The 17,310-nt window shown below is 70.4% G+C and carries 11 protein-coding genes and 2 pseudogenes; 4 read left to right on the top strand and 9 right to left on the bottom strand.

The window, feature by feature from the left end:
• Positions 1–74: 74 nt before the first annotated feature.
• Positions 75–929 carry a class I SAM-dependent methyltransferase gene (locus ACH5AC_RS14555; RefSeq protein WP_398862089.1) on the top strand — a complete coding sequence of 285 codons (855 nt, stop codon included), beginning with the start codon at positions 75–77 and terminating at the stop codon, positions 927–929.
• 94 nt (positions 930–1,023) lie between these two features.
• Here the strand turns inward: ACH5AC_RS14555 and acnA are convergent, their stop codons facing one another.
• Both acnA and ACH5AC_RS14565 read right to left on the bottom strand, forming a co-directional pair.
• The gene (gene acnA, locus ACH5AC_RS14560; RefSeq protein WP_398862090.1) at positions 1,024–3,741 is read right to left on the bottom strand and encodes an aconitate hydratase AcnA; all 2,718 of its coding nucleotides are present in this window, start codon (positions 3,739–3,741) and stop codon (positions 1,024–1,026) included.
• A 218-nt stretch (positions 3,742–3,959) separates the two neighbouring features.
• Positions 3,960–4,216: pseudogene (locus tag ACH5AC_RS14565) on the bottom strand (carboxymuconolactone decarboxylase family protein); the annotation flags it as partial.
• A 3-nt stretch (positions 4,217–4,219) separates the two neighbouring features.
• On the opposite strand from ACH5AC_RS14565, the pseudogene ACH5AC_RS14570 reads away from it, so the two are divergent.
• Positions 4,220–5,070: pseudogene (locus ACH5AC_RS14570) on the top strand (sigma-70 family RNA polymerase sigma factor).
• Between the two features lie 123 nt (positions 5,071–5,193).
• A complete protein-coding gene (locus ACH5AC_RS14575) occupies positions 5,194–6,723 on the top strand; it encodes a helix-turn-helix domain-containing protein (RefSeq protein WP_398862091.1) in 1,530 nt (509 codons plus the stop codon).
• Between the two features lie 443 nt (positions 6,724–7,166).
• Here ACH5AC_RS14575 and ACH5AC_RS14580 read toward each other — a convergent pair whose 3' ends face one another.
• From ACH5AC_RS14580 to ACH5AC_RS14610, 7 genes are all read right to left on the bottom strand, one after another.
• Positions 7,167–8,564: an FAD-binding oxidoreductase gene (locus ACH5AC_RS14580; protein ID WP_398862092.1), complete on the bottom strand. Its 1,398-nt coding sequence runs from the start codon at positions 8,562–8,564 to the stop codon at positions 7,167–7,169.
• A 66-nt stretch (positions 8,565–8,630) separates the two neighbouring features.
• A complete protein-coding gene (locus ACH5AC_RS14585) occupies positions 8,631–10,013 on the bottom strand; it encodes a DoxX family protein (protein ID WP_398862093.1) in 1,383 nt (460 codons plus the stop codon).
• 40 nt (positions 10,014–10,053) lie between these two features.
• Entirely contained in the window at positions 10,054–10,767 is a 714-nt protein-coding gene (locus ACH5AC_RS14590; RefSeq protein ID WP_398862094.1) for a class I SAM-dependent methyltransferase, read from the bottom strand.
• 77 nt (positions 10,768–10,844) lie between these two features.
• Entirely contained in the window at positions 10,845–11,663 is an 819-nt protein-coding gene (locus tag ACH5AC_RS14595; protein ID WP_398862096.1) for an ABC transporter permease, read from the bottom strand.
• Positions 11,660–12,643 carry an ATP-binding cassette domain-containing protein gene (locus ACH5AC_RS14600; protein ID WP_398862097.1) on the bottom strand — a complete coding sequence of 328 codons (984 nt, stop codon included), beginning with the start codon at positions 12,641–12,643 and terminating at the stop codon, positions 11,660–11,662. Before ACH5AC_RS14600 ends, ACH5AC_RS14595 begins: the two co-directional genes overlap by 4 nt.
• A 65-nt stretch (positions 12,644–12,708) precedes the next feature.
• Complete coding sequence (locus ACH5AC_RS14605) at positions 12,709–13,647, bottom strand: NAD(P)/FAD-dependent oxidoreductase (RefSeq protein ID WP_398862098.1); 939 nt, start codon at positions 13,645–13,647, stop codon at positions 12,709–12,711.
• Between the two features lie 293 nt (positions 13,648–13,940).
• Complete coding sequence (locus ACH5AC_RS14610; RefSeq protein WP_398862099.1) at positions 13,941–16,319, bottom strand: ATP-binding cassette domain-containing protein; 2,379 nt, start codon at positions 16,317–16,319, stop codon at positions 13,941–13,943.
• A 157-nt stretch (positions 16,320–16,476) separates the two neighbouring features.
• Here ACH5AC_RS14610 and ACH5AC_RS14615 point away from each other — a divergent pair, with 157 nt between their 5' ends.
• Positions 16,477–17,253, top strand: coding sequence for a TioE family transcriptional regulator (locus ACH5AC_RS14615; RefSeq protein WP_398862100.1), 777 nt, complete (start codon positions 16,477–16,479; stop codon positions 17,251–17,253).
• The last annotated feature ends 57 nt before the right edge of the window (positions 17,254–17,310 follow it).

The following is a 17,310-nucleotide window of genomic DNA, read 5'->3' on the forward strand; positions in this document are numbered from 1 at the left end:
ATTGCCAGTTTGGGCATGCGCCCATACTGTTTGGGCGCACGCCCATTCCCGGTCATCCCTCACAGGAGGCACCCGTGCCGGACATCGTCAACACCGAGCAGGCGCAGGCGTGGAACGGTCCGGAAGGCGTCCACTGGGCCCGCCACCAGGACCGCTGGAACGCCGTGAACGAGGGTTTCGACGAGCCACTGCTCGACGCCGCCGGCATCACGGAGGAACACCGCGTCCTCGACCTCGGCTGCGGCTCCGGGCAGACCACGCGCCTCGCCGCGCTCCGGGCACCCCGGGGGCGCGCGCTGGGCCTCGACCTCTCCGGCCCGATGCTGGCCGAGGCGCGCTCCCGCGCGGAGGGTGAGGGCATCACCAACGTCTCCTTCGTCCAGGGCGACGCTCAGGTGTACCCCTTCGAGGCGGGGGCGTTCGACGCGGCGATCAGCCGCTACGGGGTGATGTTCTTCGCCGACCCGGTGGCGGCCTTCGGCAATGTCGGCCGGGCGCTGCGCCCCGGCGGACGCCTGGCGTTCGTCTGTCCGGCAGACGCCGGGCTCAACGGCTGGGTGACGGCGGTGGCGTCACTGCGCGACTTCCTGCCGGTCGGCGACTTCGGCAGGCCGGGACTGCCCGGCATGTTCTCGTTGGCCGCTCCGGACCGCATCCGTGACGTCCTCACCGCGGCCGGCCTCACCGGCATCACCATCACGGAGGCGCAGGCCGACGGGGCATGGGGCCAGGGAGCCGAGGACGCGGCGGACTTCCTGCTGGGCACGGGCCCCGGCCGCTTCCTTCTGGAACAGGCCGACACGACGGCACGGGCCCGCGCCCGCCGCACCCTGACGGACCATCTGCGCGACCACCTGACAGCGGACGGCACGGTACGGCTGCGCAGCACGTCGTGGCTGGTCACAGCGGACCGCCCGACCGCACCGTGAACTCGGTACGACCCTGGCGGGCCGGACCCGGACACGGCGAAGGGCCGTGCCCCCGGAACCGGGGACACGGCCCTCGACTGCCCTGTGCCGCGGCTTACTTGCGGATCAGGCTGCGCAGCACGTACTGCATGATGCCGCCGTTGCGGTAGTAGTCGGCCTCACCGGGGGTGTCGATGCGGACGACCGCGTCGAACTCGACGCCCGTGTCGGTGGTGACCTTGACCGTGCTCGGCGTGGTGCCCTCGTTCAGCTCGGTGATGCCGGTGATGGAGAAGGTCTCCTCGCCGGTCAGGCCGAGCGAGTCGGCCGACTGGCCGGCCGGGAACTGCAGCGGCAGGACGCCCATGCCGATGAGGTTCGAGCGGTGGATGCGCTCGTACGACTCGGTGATGACGGCCTTGACGCCGAGGAGGGCCGTGCCCTTGGCCGCCCAGTCGCGGGACGAGCCGGAGCCGTACTCCTTGCCGCCCAGGATCACCAGCGGGGTGCCGGCGGCCTGGTAGTTCTGGGAGGCGTCGTAGATGAAGGAGACCGGGCCGCCCTCCTGCGTGAAGTCGCGGGTGTAGCCGCCCTCGGTGCCCGGCGCGATCTGGTTGCGCAGGCGGATGTTGGCGAACGTACCGCGGATCATGACCTCGTGGTTGCCGCGGCGGGAGCCGTAGCTGTTGAAGTCGCGGCGCTCGACGCCGTGCTCCGTGAGGTACTTGCCGGCCGGGGTGTCGGCCTTGATGGCGCCGGCCGGGGAGATGTGGTCGGTGGTGACCGAGTCGCCCAGCTTGGCGAGGACGCGGGCGCCGGTGATGTCGGAGACCGGGGTGGTCTCCATCGTCATGCCCTCGAAGTACGGGGGCTTGCGGACGTACGTCGACTCCGGGTCCCACTCGAAGGTGTTGCCGGTCGGGATGGGCAGCGCCTGCCACTGGGCGTCGCCGGCGAAGACGTCGCTGTAGGACTTGGAGAACATGTCCTCGCCGATGGCGTTGGCGACGACGTCGTTGACCTCGGCCTCGGAGGGCCAGATGTCCTTCAGGAAGACCGGGTTGCCGTCCTGGTCGGTGCCCAGGGCGTCCTTGGTGATGTCCACCTTCATGGAGCCCGCGATGGCGTACGCGACGACCAGCGGCGGGGACGCCAGGTAGTTCATCTTGACGTCGGGGTTGATCCGGCCCTCGAAGTTGCGGTTGCCGGAGAGGACCGAGGTGACGGCGAGGTCGTGGTCGTTGACGGCCTTGGAGACCTCCTCCGGCAGCGGGCCGGAGTTGCCGATGCAGGTGGTGCAGCCGTAGCCGACCAGGTTGAAGCCGACCTTGTCGAGGTACGGGGTCAGGCCCGCCTTGTCGAAGTAGTCGGTGACGACCTTGGAACCCGGGGCGAGGGTGGTCTTGACCCAGGGCTTGCGGGTCAGGCCCTTCTCCACGGCCTTCTTCGCGACGAGCGCGGCGGCGACCATGACGTACGGGTTGGAGGTGTTGGTGCAGGAGGTGATGGCCGCGACCGTCACCGCACCGTGGTCGATCTCGTACGTCGAGCCGTCGGGGGCGGTCACGGTGACCGGGTTGGACGGGGCGCCGTTCGGGGAGACGGCCGGGGCGTCGGAGGCCGGGAAGGACTCCTGGCCCGCCTCGTCGACGACGTCGACGTAGTTGCGGACGTCCAGCTTGAACTGCTCGGCGGCGTTCGCGAGGACGATACGGTCCTGCGGGCGCTTCGGGCCGGCGATGGAGGGGACGACCGTGGAGAGGTCGAGCTCCAGCTTCTCGGAGAAGTCCGGCTCGGCCTTCGGGTCCAGCCAGAGGCCCTGCTCCTTGGCGTACGCCTCGACGAGCGCGACCTGCTGCTCGGAGCGGCCGGTGAGCTTGAGGTAGTTCAGGGTCTCGTCGTCGATCGGGAAGATCGCGGCGGTGGAACCGAACTCGGGCGACATGTTGCCGATGGTGGCGCGGTTCGCGAGGGAGGTGGCGGCCACGCCCTCGCCGTAGAACTCGACGAACTTGCCGACGACGCCGTGCTTGCGCAGCATCTCGGTGATGGTGAGCACCAGGTCGGTGGCGGTGGTGCCGGGCTGCAGCTCGCCGGTGAGCTTGAAGCCGACGACGCGCGGGATCAGCATGGAGACCGGCTGGCCGAGCATGGCGGCCTCGGCCTCGATGCCGCCGACGCCCCAGCCGAGGACGCCGAGGCCGTTGACCATGGTGGTGTGGGAGTCGGTGCCGACGAGGGTGTCGGGGTACGCCTGGCCGCCTCGGACCATGACGGTGCGGGCCAGGTGCTCGATGTTCACCTGGTGGACGATGCCGGTGCCGGGCGGGACGACCTTGAACTCGTCGAAGGCGGTCTGGCCCCAGCGCAGGAACTGGTAGCGCTCCTTGTTGCGGCCGTACTCCAGCTCGACGTTCTGGCCGAAGGCGTCCGGGGTGCCGAACTTGTCGGCGATGACGGAGTGGTCGATGACCAGCTCGGCCGGGGCCAGGGGGTTGATCTTCGCCGGGTCGCCGCCGAGCTCCTTGACGGCCTCACGCATGGTCGCGAGGTCCACGACACAGGGCACGCCGGTGAAGTCCTGCATGATCACGCGGGCCGGCGTGAACTGGATCTCCTGCGACGGCTGGGCCTGCGAGTCCCAGTTGCCGAGGGCACGGATGTGGTCGGCGGTGATGTTGGCGCCGTCCTCGGTGCGGAGCAGGTTCTCCAGCAGGACCTTGAGGCTGTACGGCAGGCGGGCCGAGCCCTCCACCTTGTCCAGCCGGAAGATCTCGTACGACTCGTCGCCCACCTGCAGCGTGCTGCGGGCGTCGAAGCTGTTCGCCGACACGACAGTCTCCTTCATTGATGTGCGCGTACCACCGCATCCTGCCGCCACGCGAGCTTGGCCCATCCGCTAAGGTAAGGCTAAGTTAGGTAACCCTTACTCCCAGACCGATGTATGCGTGCGGCCGCGGTGCGCCTCGGCAGATATCTCGATGTCGAGATAACTCTAGTACATGGGCGCTGGATGGTCATGCCCCGGCTCACGGATGGGCCCCGCTCAGGTCACCAGGTCCTGCCGGCCTGGTCCCGGGTCGTGCGGTTGATCCGGTTGAAGAAGTTGGCCAGATCTCGTCGGTCACACCCGGCGCGCCGTCCTGGATCCGGGTGGCGGCCTCGGTCAGCGCGAGCGCCGCCCGCTCGCGCTCGGTGAAGAAGGGCGTCTCACGCCACGCGACCACGTGGTGCAGCCGCTCCTCAGTCTCCCCGCGCTTCTTCGCCGACGCGACTCCGCCGAACACGCACGGGCTGCAGCCGTTAACAACATGTCCGACAGCAGCCCGACGGACCCGGTGACCGAGGCGTTCGAGGCCCAGCGCGATCGTCTGCGCGCGGTCGCCCACCGCATGCTCGGCTCACACGCCGACGCCGAGGACGTGGTCCAGGAGGCGTGGCTGCGGCTCTCGCGCCAGGACGCGGCGGCCATCCACAACCTGGCCGGCCGGCTGACCACGGTGGTCGGCCGGATCAGCCTCGACGTCCTGCGATCGCGCCAGTCCCGCCCCGAGGCGCCCTACGACGACCGGCTGCCCGAGCTCGTGGTGACGGTCGACGACAGCCGCGCGCCGGAGGAGGACATGGCGCTCGCCGACTCGGTCGGGCTCGCCCTTCTCGTCGTCCTGGAGTCCCTCGGGCCGAGCGAACGACTGGCGTTCGTGCTGCACGACCTGTTCGCGGTGCCCTTCGACGAGATCGGCCGGATCCTCGGCAGGTCGACGAACGCCGCCAAGATGCTCGCCAGCCGCGCCCGCAGAAAGGTGCAGGTGACAGAGCGTCCGATCGCCGTCGGACGGGAGCAGCGAGAGGTGGTCCGAGCCTTCCTGGCGGCGGCCCGCCACGGCGACTTCCAGGGGTGCTGCACGTGCTCGACCCCGAGGTGAGGCTGACCGTCGACGGCCCCGACGGTGTGGTCGTCGTCCTTGGCGCCACCAAGGTCGCCGCTGGCGCGGCCACGCTGGGGCGAGAGGTGCTCGTCAACGGCCTTCCCGGGATCGTCTCCTGGAGCGAGGACCGCGTCCCGCTGTCGGTCATGGCGTTCACCGTCACCGAGGACCGGATCACCGGGATCACGGTCCTGACCGACTCGACCAAACTCAAGCAGACAGGAATTTTCTGACATTGGGTGATTTGCGCCGACTTTCCTCGCGATTCCTCAAGCAGGACAGAGGCCGTTGACGGCATGTCACTCCAACAGACCCCCCGGCATGCGCCATCTCATATCTGAGATAACCTCAACCCCATGGCAGACGACTACCTCGTACGCATCGGCAAGCTCATCCGTGACGCCCGGCAACACCGGGGCTGGACGCAGACGCAGCTCGCCGAGGCTCTCGGTACCAGCCAGAGCGCCGTCAATCGCATCGAGCGCGGCAACCAGAACATCAGCCTTGAGATGATCGCCCGAATCGGTGAAGCCCTGGACAGTGAGATCGTCTCACTGGGCTACGCCGGTCCGATGCATCTGCGGGTGGTCGGCGGCCGCCGCCTGTCCGGTGCGATCGACGTCAAGACGAGCAAGAACGCGTGCGTGGCCCTGCTGTGCGCCTCACTGCTCAACAAGGGCCGTACGGTGCTGCGCCGGGTCGCCCGCATCGAGGAGGTCTACCGCCTGCTGGAGGTACTCCAGTCCATCGGCGTCCGCACCCGGTGGATCAACGACGGCGTCGACCTCGAACTCGTCCCGCCGGCCGCGCTGGACATGGACGCCATCGACGCGGAGGCCGCCGTACGCACCCGCTCGATCATCATGTTCCTCGGCCCGCTGCTGCACCGTATGGACCGCTTCAAGCTGCCGTACGCCGGCGGCTGCGACCTGGGCACCCGGACCATCGAGCCGCACATGATCGCGCTGCGCCGCTTCGGACTCGACGTCGCGGCGACCGAGGGGCAGTACCACGCCGTCGTCGACCGCTCCGTGCGCCCGGACCGGCCCATCGTGCTGACCGAGCGCGGCGACACGGTGACCGAGAACGCGCTGCTGGCCGCCGCCCGGCACGACGGCGTCACCGTCATCCGCAACGCCTCCTCCAACTACATGGTCCAGGACCTGTGCTTCTTCCTGGAGGCACTCGGCGTCAAGGTGGAGGGCATAGGCACGACCACGCTGACCGTGCACGGCGTGCCGCACATCGACGTCGACGTGGACTACTCCCCCTCCGAGGACCCGGTCGAGGCGATGAGCCTGCTGGCCGCGGCCGTCGTCACCGAGTCCGAGCTGACGGTGCGTCGGGTGCCCATCGAGTTCCTGGAGATCGAGCTGGCGGTCCTGGAGGAGATGGGGCTCGACCACGACCGCACGCCGGAGTACGTCGCAGACAACGGCCGTACCCGCCTGGTGGACCTCACCGTGCGGCCCTCCAAGCTGGAGGCGCCGATCGACAAGATCCACCCGATGCCGTTCCCGGGCCTCAACATCGACAACGTGCCCTTCTTCGCGGCCATCGCCGCCGTCGCCCAGGGCAAGACCCTCATCCACGACTGGGTCTACGACAACCGCGCCATCTATCTCACCGACCTGAACCGCCTCGGCGGCCGCCTCCAGCTCCTCGACCCGCACCGCGTCCTGGTGGAGGGCCCCACCCGCTGGCGCGCCGCCGAGATGATGTGCCCACCGGCCCTGCGCCCCGCCGTGGTGGTCCTCCTCGCGATGATGGCCGCCGAGGGCACGTCCGTCCTGCGCAACGTGTATGTCATCAACCGCGGTTACGAGGACCTCGCCGAGCGCCTGAACTCGATCGGGGCACAGATCGAGACCTTCCGGGACATCTGAAGGTCTTCAGAAACAACAGAACGCCAACTGCTGCGTTCGGCGGGGCCCAAGGCCCCAACGTGGACAGGCACCGGCCGAGCGCAGCGTACCCGGCCTTGTCTCGGCGCAGGCGCAGGCCGACCCCAGGCGGTCAAGCCGAGCTCTGCTGCCTCGATCCGGGCCGCGCCGCACCGCGACCGGTCTCCAGGACGGCGCGACACGAGGCGCGGCCTCAAGAGCGGCGACCCCTGATGTCGGGGTGAGCTGGTACCGGAGCGCCCGTTGCCTGATGCGGGACCAGGAGTTCGGGCACCCGTCGCAGCCAGTAGTCACGGGCGGCGGCATATAACCGCTGTGCCGGACATGCAGGATCCTTCCTCGTGCGCGGGCAGCCCGGTCGTCGCCGCGGGGCGTGCTCGAAACGCCCGGCGCCGCACGGAGTCCGCCATGAAGGCCGTCCGACATCACGGCGGCGCTACGTCAAGCGCTGTGCTCGGGCGGATGTTGTGGCTGAACCGGAACAGGTTGTGCGGGTCGTGCAGCGTCTTGACGCGTCGCAGCCGCTCGAAGTCCTCGGCCGCGAAGAGTTCCCGCACCTGCTCCTCGGAGACCGGGGCACCGTCGTTGTAGACGGAGTTGAGGCTCCGGCCGACGGTCCAGGGCTTCAGGGCGTCGTAGACGCGCTGGTGGACCGGCCGGGCGACCGTGGACGGCGCGGCCGTACCGCCGGTCATCACGCGCAGCATGTACGCGGCGTCCCGGCCGCCGACCGCGCCCGGGTCGGGGGGCCGACGGGCGAAGGCCCCGCCGAGATGACGGATCTCGACGCTGCAGGGCACGGTCGCATCGGGCCCGGCCACGTCCACGACGGTCCGCAGGGCCGTGGGATCGAGTTCGCGCAGCTGGACGTTCCCACCGAAGTAGGCGTGCGGGACGTGCGGGTCCTGGTAGATGGTGCCGACCTGCGCGTACGGCATCTCCCGGACGGTGTCGATCAGCCGCGGGCCGAGCTCCCGCAGGGGCGCCACGAGCCGTTCGCCCTCCTCGGCGGAGCCCGTGAAGGCGATCCGCACGTGTGCGGCATAGCGTCCGCGCAGGGGCTCGGGGACTGACGGCCACGGCGGGCTGGTCATGAGGCAGATCGAGGAGGTGAGTTCCTCGGGCAGCGTCAGGGTCCATGCCCGGTAGGCGTGCAGCAGGTCGACGGGGTGGTCCGCGGCGAAGTGGAGGCCGCCGCCGTAGAGCCGCGTCACCGGCACGAGGGCGGTTTCGACGGCGGTGACGGCGCCGAAGTTGCCGCCGCCACCGCGCAGCGCCCAGAACAGGTCGGGGTCGGAGCCGGCCGTGACGTGGCGCAGCGCGCCGTCCGCAGTGACGAGGTCGAAGGCGCGGACGTAGTCGCTGGCGTAACCGGTCCGGCGGCCGAGCAGGCCGATACCGCCGCCGAGGAGGTAGCCGACGACGCCGATGTGCGGAGCCGAGCCGTTGACGGGGGCCAGACCGTGCGGGGCGGCCTGCTCGATGACCTCTCCCCACAGCACGCCGGCCTGGGCTGTGACGGTTTTGGCCTCGGCGTCCACCGCGACGGCCTTCATCCGGCGGGTGGTGATGAGGACGCCCTCGCCGTCCAGGGCGGTGACGATGCCGTGTCCGGTGGACTGCACGGCGACGGGTAGCCTCCGCTCGGCGGCGAAGCGGACCGCGGCGCGCACGTCCTCGGGGCGGGTGGCGCCGACGACGACGGCGGGGCGGTGCCGAAAGCCGGCCTGGAAACCGGCCCGTTCCTCGTCGTACTCCCGGCTGCCGGGCGTGAGGACGGGTCCTCGCACCTCGGCGGCCAGCGTCTCCACGTCCACGCTCATCCGTTGTTCTCCTTCCGTGGACGGCGTGGCCACCGCCCCGCGAGGGCCGCTCGGCAGACAGGTCCGCTACCGCAGGGACGAGTTCTCCTGCACCCAGTGCAAGCCACGGCCGACCAGCGGGAAGGTGCCGAGGTCGCGGCGGCGCAGGTGCAGGCGGAGGTGGCAGCCGTCGGCCTTGCCCTCCAGGATCAGGTGATCGTCGGCCGGGCGCTCGAAGGCGAACGTCACCTGCCACTTCGGGTCGGCCATCCTGGTCAGGGCGACCGAACGGGCGTTCATGTCGATCGCCGCCATGCAGGGGGCGAGCGAGTCGTCCATGTACTGGATGGCCACGGCGTCGACGGAGTCCACCACGACTCGGCGCCAGCGTCGGCCGTCGGTCGTCACAGGCGGGTGCTGCTCGCCGTCGACGGAGAAGTCGGTGACGTCCCAGACGCCGTACAACTCGGGCTTCTCCCGTCCGCCCCCGTGGTTCTTCCAGAACGTCCAGTCGTTGCGCAGTTGCGCGCCGAGCAGCCAGAGTCCGGCCCCGACCTGGAGGGCGGTGGCGATCCGGTTCGCCCGGCGGGAACGGAAGAGGTCCGCGGGGGTGGCCGCGGGGAGCGGGCGCTGCGTGAGCATGGCCTCGGCCAGGCGAGGCGCCTGCGGGGCCAGCAGAAGCAGGCTCAGCAGGAGCAGTTGGAAGGAGTGGACCTTGACGGGGACATCGAAGGTCATGTTGAGCAGGAGCACCTGGGCCATCTCCGCCGCCGACAGCAGCGCGCCCAGCGACGCCGTGCGCGGCACGATGAGCAGCAGCCCGCCCGCGATCTCGGCACAGCCGAGCAGCATCTGGTACGGCGTCGAGGATCCCGTCTGCGCCCACAGCAGGCTCATCGGGCTGAGCTCGCCGAGCGGCTCGACGAGCTTGGACGGCGGCAGCTGGAACTGGAGCGGGACCGCCTTGGCCGCGCCGTAGGAGAACATCTGTCCCGCGAGGCAGAAACGGGCGGCCAGGCGGAACCACTTGTCCAGCGTCGCGTAGTCCGTCCGGTGCCGGTCCAGCACGTACCAGACCGGCGTGGTGGCGGCGGCGCCCGCGAGCCAGCAGAGCTGCCCGGCCCAGGTGTGCGGGTCGTCGCCGCCGTCGAAGCGGTCACCCAGCTCCCTGCCGAGGACCCGGACGGACATCCAGTTCCGCACCGGGCGTATCGCCCAGAGCTTCGCCCAGGCGTCGGCCGCTTCCTGCAGACGCCCCATTCCGCCCCCGCGCAGGGCCAGGTAGACCTGCGGGGTGGTCAGGCAGTACAGGCCGGCGTAGACGCAGCCGAACCGGTAGGCGGTGCGGGCGGCCCCGGCCCAGTTCGGCGGGGCCGGGGAGGTGCCGGCCTGCGGGAAGGCGCGTCTGGCCGCCCGGCCGGCCGGTGAAGGCGCGACGGTCCGCAGCCACTTGCCTACTCGCACCTTCATCGTTCATCACCTTCTCAGGGGCCGTCTTCGGTGGTCACGGTCAGCTACGGCGGAAACGTCCGAGCCAGGCATGCACGTCGAGGAGTTCCGACGTGGTCGGGATGACACCGCGCATGAGGGCCTCGTCGATCGACTCGACCGTCCAGGCGTCGGCGAAGCCGTCGCGCAAGTGGTCGGCGGAGCGCTTGAGGGCGCAAGGCGCGGCGTCGTCCGGGAGCGGCGCCGGTATCTCCTCGATGGCCTCGGCGAGCCGCGCCTGCATCTGCGCGGATCCCCGGTCGCTGATCGAGAGGATGTACGCCACCGCCCCCGGGCGGCAGGCGCGGTGCAGGGCCGCCGCATAGGCGTGCAGCCTGTCGCCCTCGAAGGTGTGGGCGAGGCCGGAGTCGATCACGGTGTCGAAACGCCCTTCGTAGCCCGTGAGGTCGAGGGCGTCGGCGACTTCGAAGACAGCGCCGAGTCCGCGTGCGGCGGCCTTGTCCCGGGCGAGGGAGATCGCTGTCGGGGACAGGTCCAGCCCCGTCACCGCGTAGCCCTTGCCCGCCAGGTGGAGGGCGTCCTCACCGGTGCCGCAGCCCGCGTCGAGCACCGTGCCGCGGATGAGCCCCGCTTTCTCCAGGGCGACGTAGACGGGTTGGGGCGCCCCGATGTCCCACGGCGGGCGCTTGCCGAACGGGCTCTCCCCGCGGTAGACGGCGTCGAATACCTCGGTCATCACCGCGGGTCCGTCCGGTGCTCCGGCAGGTTCAGTCATGGCTGCCATGATTGCGTCGCCCCCCGGCGCCTCCTCGGTCTCTTGCGGACTTCTGTCACGGAGGTGTCGTCCGCCGGTCAGCGTGAGCCGTACTTGCGGACCGCGAGCGGGGCGAACACCGCGATCAGGCCGACCGACCAGGCCACGGTCTGCAGGACGTAGCTGGTCGCCGGGCCCCCGGTGAACAGTGCGCGCAGCGCGTTCACGGCCGCCGTCATGGGGCTGTGGGCGGCGTACGCCTCCAGCCAGCCCGGCATCGTGCCGGTCGGTACGAACGCCGAGGAGATCAGGGTGAACGGGAAGATCCACACACCGCCGACCGCCTGGGCGGCTTCCGCGTTGCGCACCAACAGCCCGAGGTAGGCGGCGAACCACGACACCGCGTAGCCGAACAACAGCAACAGCAGCAGGCCGGCCAGCGCGGGCACGAGGCCGTTGCGGAACCGGAAGCCGACCAGCAGACCCACTCCCACGGTCACGCCGGCCACGCCGACGTTGCGGAAGATCTCCGACAGCGTGCGGCCGATCAGCACGGCGGTACGGCTCATCGGCATCGACCGGAAGCGGTCCATGAGGCCCTCGTGCATCTCGGCGGCGACCCCGATGGTGGTACCGGCGGCGGAGCCGTACAGCGCCATCTGGACGAGGATGCCGGGCAGCAGGAACTGGGCGTAGCGTTCGCCGCCGACGTCGATGGCGCCGCCGAAGACGTACGTGAACAGCAGGATGAACATCACCGGCTGGACCAGTGAGAACATCACCAGTTCGGGGCTGCGCAGTACGTGCCGTACGTTGCGCAGGGTCATTTGCCACACGTCGCAGAACCACCATGCGAGGGCGTTGCCCGACGGCGTGTACGACGTGCCGCTCTCGCGCGTCAGAGTGGTGGAGGTCATGGCCGCTCGGTTTCCTTCCCACTGTTGCGCCGGTCGGTGCCGTGATCGGCGGATCTGCCCGTCACGGCGAGGAAGACGTCGTCGAGAGTGGGCCGGCGGAGCGCCACGTCACCTATCGCGATCCCCGACTCCCTGAGCAGGTGAAGCAGGTCGGGCAGTGTGCCGCCGTCGGGCAGCGGCGCGTGGACCTGCATCTTCTCGGAGTCGGCGACCGGGTCGGTGCCCAGCCGCTCCCGCAGGATCCGGACCGTGCGCTCCATGGCTCCCGTGTCGAGGAGCGTGATGCCCACCCGGTCCGGGCCCACCTGGGCCTTCAGCTCGTCCGGGGTACCGCTGACGATGACCTTGCCCCGGTCGATCACGGACAGGGAGTCGGCGAGCTGGTCCGCCTCCTCCAGGTACTGCGTGGTGAGCAGTACGGTCGTTCCGTCCGCGACCAGTTCGCGCACGAGCCGCCACACCTCCATACGGCTGCGCGGATCGAGGCCGGTGGTCGGCTCGTCGAGGAAGACGAGCCCGGGCCGCGCCATGAGGCTGGCCGCGACGTCGAGCCGGCGCCGCATCCCGCCCGAGTACGTCTTGGGCTGCCGGTCGGCCGCGTCCTCCAGGCCGAAGCGTTCCAGCAGTTCGCTCGCGCGTGCCCGGCAGTCGGACTTCGACAGCCGGAACAGCCTGCCGATCATGTGCAGGTTCTCGCGCCCGGTGAGCAGTTCGTCGACAGCAGCGTACTGGCCGGTGAGCCCGATCATCGACCGGACCCGCCGGGGGTCGCGGCGCACGTCCACGCCGAACACCTCGGCCACTCCCTCGTCCGGCGCGATGAGGGTGGCCAGGATCCGGACGGTGGTGGTCTTGCCGGCGCCGTTGGGGCCGAGCAGGCCGTGCACCGTGCCCTCGGGCACCGTGAGTTCGAGGCGGTCGAGTGCGGTGAGCGAGCCGAAACGCTTGCACAGACCGGCCGTCCTGATCGCTGCTGGCATCTGCCGTGATTCCTTTCCTGGTCCGACGCGCCCTGAGGTGCGGGGTGGCGGGGCGGCGACCCGGTTCAGTGGTGCACGGCACCGAGCAAGGCCGACATGTGGATGGCGTCGGCGGCCGCCGCGCCCGCCGCGGTCGACGCGGTGACCGACTGCTTCCAGCGACTGGTCAGGTCCCCGGCCGCGTACAGGCCCGGCACGCTGGTGCACTGGGAGGCGTCGACGCCGACGAAGCCGGCGTCGTCGACTGTCAGCTTCAGTTCGTCGGCCGCCCGCTGCACGACGGGTTGCTGCCGCTGTCGCGGCGTCCACACCAGGGTCTGCCGCTCCAGGACCCTGCCGTCGGCCAACTCGATGCCGTACAGGGCCCCTTCCCGGTGGTGCAGGCGGCGGACCGTTCCCGTGACGACGTCCCCTCCCCTGCTTCGCGCGGTCGCGCGAGCGGTCTCCAGGCCGGGCATCGACTCCTGGCAGATCGCGATCGTGTCCTCGCTCCAGGCGCGGAAGGCCACGGCCGACAGTCCCGCGAGTTCCGCGTTGTCGGCGACCGTCGCCCAGCGCCGACCGGCGTTCTCCTCACCCAGGCAGAACGGGCAGTGGATCACGCTGCGGCCCCAGCACTCCGCGAAGCCGTCCACGTCGGCCGGATGGACGTCGACGACACCGGTCGCGAGCAGGACGGTTCGGGCCTCGACGGTCTCAGCGCCGCCGAGGGCGATCCGGAAGCCCCCGTCGGGAGCGGGGAGCACGCTGTCGGCGTCGTCCTCCAGCCGCTCCACGGTCGTGTACCGGGAGAGCTCCCGCCAGGCGCGATCCCGGAACTCGGCGGGAGTGACGCCGTCCATTCCGATGTGGCCGTGAACGCCTGCCGACGCGCTGTTGCGCGGTGCCCGGGGGCTGTCCACGACGATCACCTGGTGCCGGTATCTGGCCAGGCCGAGTGCCGCGGTGAGCCCGGCGGGGCCGGCTCCCACGATCACGGTGGTGTGGTCGGCGTGCGAGGACATCTCTGATCCCTTCCGTCGGGCGGCATGAGCGGGTCCGTCCACCGCGGGAGCGGTCCGGCAGGTGCCCGGTGGGGGAACGCCGGGATGGGGCAGTCGGCGGGCGGAAGCCGTCGGCCCGCATTGTCGTTGCCGCCGCGGTGGTGGAGAGGTGCGGGCGAAAGAGGTGAGCCAGACAGTCGTGCGCCTGCGCGGCAGGGGTGATGCCGGCGCTTCTCCGCCCAGGCACCAGCCGGCCGCGGTCGACGCCCCCGCCCCGAGTCACCGGGCGGGGGCAGGCGCATGGCCGCGTCTCGTCAGGCGCCGACGTACTGGGCGAGGTGCTCGCCCGTGAGGGTGGAGCGGGCGGCGACGAGATCGGCGGGCGTGCCCTCGAAGACGATCCGGCCGCCGTCGTGGCCGGCGCCGGGGCCGAGGTCGATGATCCAGTCGGCGTGCGCCATGACCGCCTGATGGTGCTCCACGACGATGACCGTCTTGCCGGAGTCCACCAACCGGTCGAGCAGGGCGAGCAGTTGCTCGACGTCGGCCAGGTGCAGGCCGCTGGTCGGCTCGTCGAGGATGTAGACGTTGCCCGTTCCCCCCATGTGGCCGGCGAGCTTCAGCCGTTGCCGCTCGCCGCCGGAGAGGGTGGTGAGCGGCTGGCCGAGGCCGAGGTAGCCCAGGCCGACCTCGGCGAGCCGGTCGAGGACGGTGTACGCGGCGGGCGTCCGTGCCTCACCGCTGCGGAAGAACTCGGCGGCCTCGGCCACCGGCATCGCGAACACCTCGCTGATGTCCCGGCCGCCGAGCCGGTACTGGAGCACCGATGCCTGGAACCGCTTGCCCTCGCAGTCCTCGCAGGTGGTGGCGGCACCGGCCATGATCGCCAGATCGGTGTAGATGACACCGGCACCTTTGCAGGCGGGGCAGGCGCCCTCGGAGTTGGGGCTGAACAAGGCGGGCTTGACCCCGTTGACCTTGGCGAACGTCTTGCGGATCGGTTCGAGCATGCCCGTGTAGGTGGCCGGGTTGCTGCGCCGGGAGCCCTTGATGGGCGACTGGTCCACCGTGACGACGCCGTCGCGGCCCGCTACCGAGTCGTGGATCAGGGAACTCTTGCCGGAGCCCGCGACCCCGGTGACCACGGTGAGCACGCCGAGCGGGATGTCCACGTCGACGTCGCGCAGATTGTGGGCGTTGGCCCCGCGCACCTCCAGCACACCGGACCGCTCGCGCACGGACGGCTTCAGCGAGGCCCGGTCGTCCAGGTGCCGTCCGGTGACGGTGCCGCTGGCCCGCAGACCCTCGACGGTGCCCTCGAAGACCACCTCGCCGCCCTTGGTGCCGGCGAGGGGTCCCAGGTCGACGACGTGGTCGGCGATCACGATCGTCTCCGGCTTGTGCTCCACGACCAGCACGGTGTTGCCCTTGTCGCGCAGTCGCAGCAGCAGGTCGTTCATCCGCTGGATGTCGTGCGGGTGCAGGCCGACGGTGGGCTCGTCGAAGACGTAGGTGACGTCGGTGAGCGCGGAGCCCAGGTGGCGGACCATCTTGACGCGCTGGGCCTCACCGCCCGAGAGCGTGCTCGAGGACCGGTCGAGCGAGAGGTAGCCGAGGCCGATCCGGACGAACGAGTCGAGGGTCTGGCCGAGCACCGTGAGCAGTGTCGTGACCGACGGGTCGGTCAGACCGCGGATCCAGGCCGCGAGGTCGCTGATCTGCATGGCGCAGGCGTCGGCGATGCTGAGGCCGTCGATCTTCGCGGACCGGGCGGTCTCGCTGAGCCGGGTGCCGTGGCACTCGGGGCAGGCGGAGAACGCCACCGCCCGTTCCACGAAGGCACGGATGTGCGGCTGGAGCGTCTCCTTGTCCTTGGACAGGAACGACTTGCGCACCCGCGCGAGGAGGCCCTCGTAGGTGGTGTTGACGCCCTTCACCTTGACCTTGACCGGGTCCCGGTGCAGGAAGTCGTGCCGTTCCTGCTCGGTGTAGTCGCGGATCGCCTTGTGCGGGTCGAGGAAGCCCGACTCGGTGAACGACTGCACCACCCAGCCGTCCGGCTTCCAGCCGGGGACCGTGATCGCGCCGTCCGCGAGCGACTTGGAGTCGTCGAACAGCTGGGCGGGATCGATGTCCGAGACGGTGCCCATGCCCTCGCACCGCAGGCACATGCCGCCGACGACGCTGAAGCCCTTCTCGATCCTCTTGCCGTTCACCACAAGGACACCCGACGCGTCGGCCGAGGCCACGTTGAAGGCGAACGCCTTCTGCGAGCCGATGTACGGCTTGGCGAGCCGGCTGAAGAGGATGCGCAGCAGTGTGCCCGCGTCGGTGGCGGTGCCGACCGTGGAGCGCAGGCTGGTGCCCATCGGCTGCTGGTCGACCAGGATCGCGGTGGTCAGCCCGTCGAGCAGGTCGGCCTCGGGCCGCGCCAGGGTGGGCATGAAGCCCTGGATGAAGGCGCTGTAGGTCTCGTTGATCAGCCGTTGCGACTCTGCGGCGATCGTGTCGAACACCAGGGAGCTCTTGCCCGAGCCGGAGACCCCGGTGAACACGGTCAGCCGCCGCTTGGGGATCTCCACATGCACGTTCTTGAGGTTGTTCTCACGTGCTCCGTGCACACGGATCAGATCATGGCTGTCGGCGGCACACAGCGCAGCGGGCTGGGTGTCCGTCTCCGTGCCGGCCGTCATGGTGTCCCTCCTGTTTGTCGGACGCGGCACGCCTTCGTCATGCGACGTGGTGACGAGTTCCTGAACGTCCCGGTTCATGGCCTCAAGCGTATACCTGCAAAGTCGGTTGAGGGTTTTGGAGAAACAACGCCGAGTTGCTCGTATAAAGTCTCAAACCGTGAAGTACCTGCGTCCATACGACCTGGCCCGTGAGCACGGCATTTCCACCCAGGCGGTCCGCAACTACGAGCGGGACGGGTTCATCCCGCTCGCGCGGCGCACCCCGTCTGGCTACCGCACCTACACCGAGATCCACGCGGCGGCCCTGCGCGCCTATCTGGCGCTCGTCCAGGCATACGGTTACGCCACGGGTGGCGAGATCATGCGCTCGCTCAACACCGGCGACCTCGACGCCGCGCTGACCGCCGTCGACCGCGGCCACGCCCAACTGCTGCGCGACAGAAGCACGCTGGACGCGGTGGGGCGGGCGGTGGAGCACCTCACCCGCGGCCCCGGCCTCGCCGAGCACACCTCCGCCGGCAGCGAGCCGCTCAGCATCGGCGAACTCGCGCGCCGCCTCGGGGTGACCGCGGCGACCCTGCGGAACTGGGAGGCGGTGGGCATCCTCACCCCCGCCCGGGAGCCGGTCACCGGTCATCGTTCGTTCGGCGCCGCGGACGTGCGCGACGCCGAGCTGACTCATCTCCTGCGGCGCGGGGGGTACCCGCTGGAGCACATCCGCACGGTGGTCCGGCAGATCCGCACGGCCGGCGGCACCGAGGCGCTGTCCGCGGCCCTCGACGACTGGCGGCGGCGGCTCACGGCCCGCGGTGTGTCCATGCTCGACGCGGCGGCCCGTCTCGGCGGGTACGTGGCCCTGCTGGGCGTCGCCCCGGCCGGACCGCCGGCCGCCGCGGAACCCGCTCCCGCGCCGGGATCCCCACCGACGGTTTGAGACCCCGCGGCCCGGCGAGTCCGCCCGTGGCGCCGACCGCATCGCCGTAAGCCTCAA

This window comes from Streptomyces sp. NPDC018693, assembly GCF_044391385.1.
Lineage (GTDB): Bacteria > Actinomycetota > Actinomycetes > Streptomycetales > Streptomycetaceae > Streptomyces.

Bases quoted from the DNA above. Each gene is read 5' to 3' on its own strand.
- ACH5AC_RS14600 (WP_398862097.1), bottom strand. From the start codon at position 12,643: ATGCCAGCAGCGATCAGGACGGCCGGTCTGTGCAAGCGTTTCGGCTCG.
- ACH5AC_RS14605 (WP_398862098.1), bottom strand. From the start codon at position 13,647: ATGTCCTCGCACGCCGACCACACCACCGTGATCGTGGGAGCCGGCCCC.
- ACH5AC_RS14590 (WP_398862094.1), bottom strand. From the start codon at position 10,767: ATGACTGAACCTGCCGGAGCACCGGACGGACCCGCGGTGATGACCGAG.
- ACH5AC_RS14595 (WP_398862096.1), bottom strand. From the start codon at position 11,663: ATGACCTCCACCACTCTGACGCGCGAGAGCGGCACGTCGTACACGCCG.
- ACH5AC_RS14575 (WP_398862091.1), top strand. From the start codon at position 5,194: ATGGCAGACGACTACCTCGTACGCATCGGCAAGCTCATCCGTGACGCC.
- ACH5AC_RS14580 (WP_398862092.1), bottom strand. From the start codon at position 8,564: ATGAGCGTGGACGTGGAGACGCTGGCCGCCGAGGTGCGAGGACCCGTC.
- ACH5AC_RS14585 (WP_398862093.1), bottom strand. From the start codon at position 10,013: ATGAAGGTGCGAGTAGGCAAGTGGCTGCGGACCGTCGCGCCTTCACCG.
- ACH5AC_RS14610 (WP_398862099.1), bottom strand. From the start codon at position 16,319: ATGACGGCCGGCACGGAGACGGACACCCAGCCCGCTGCGCTGTGTGCC.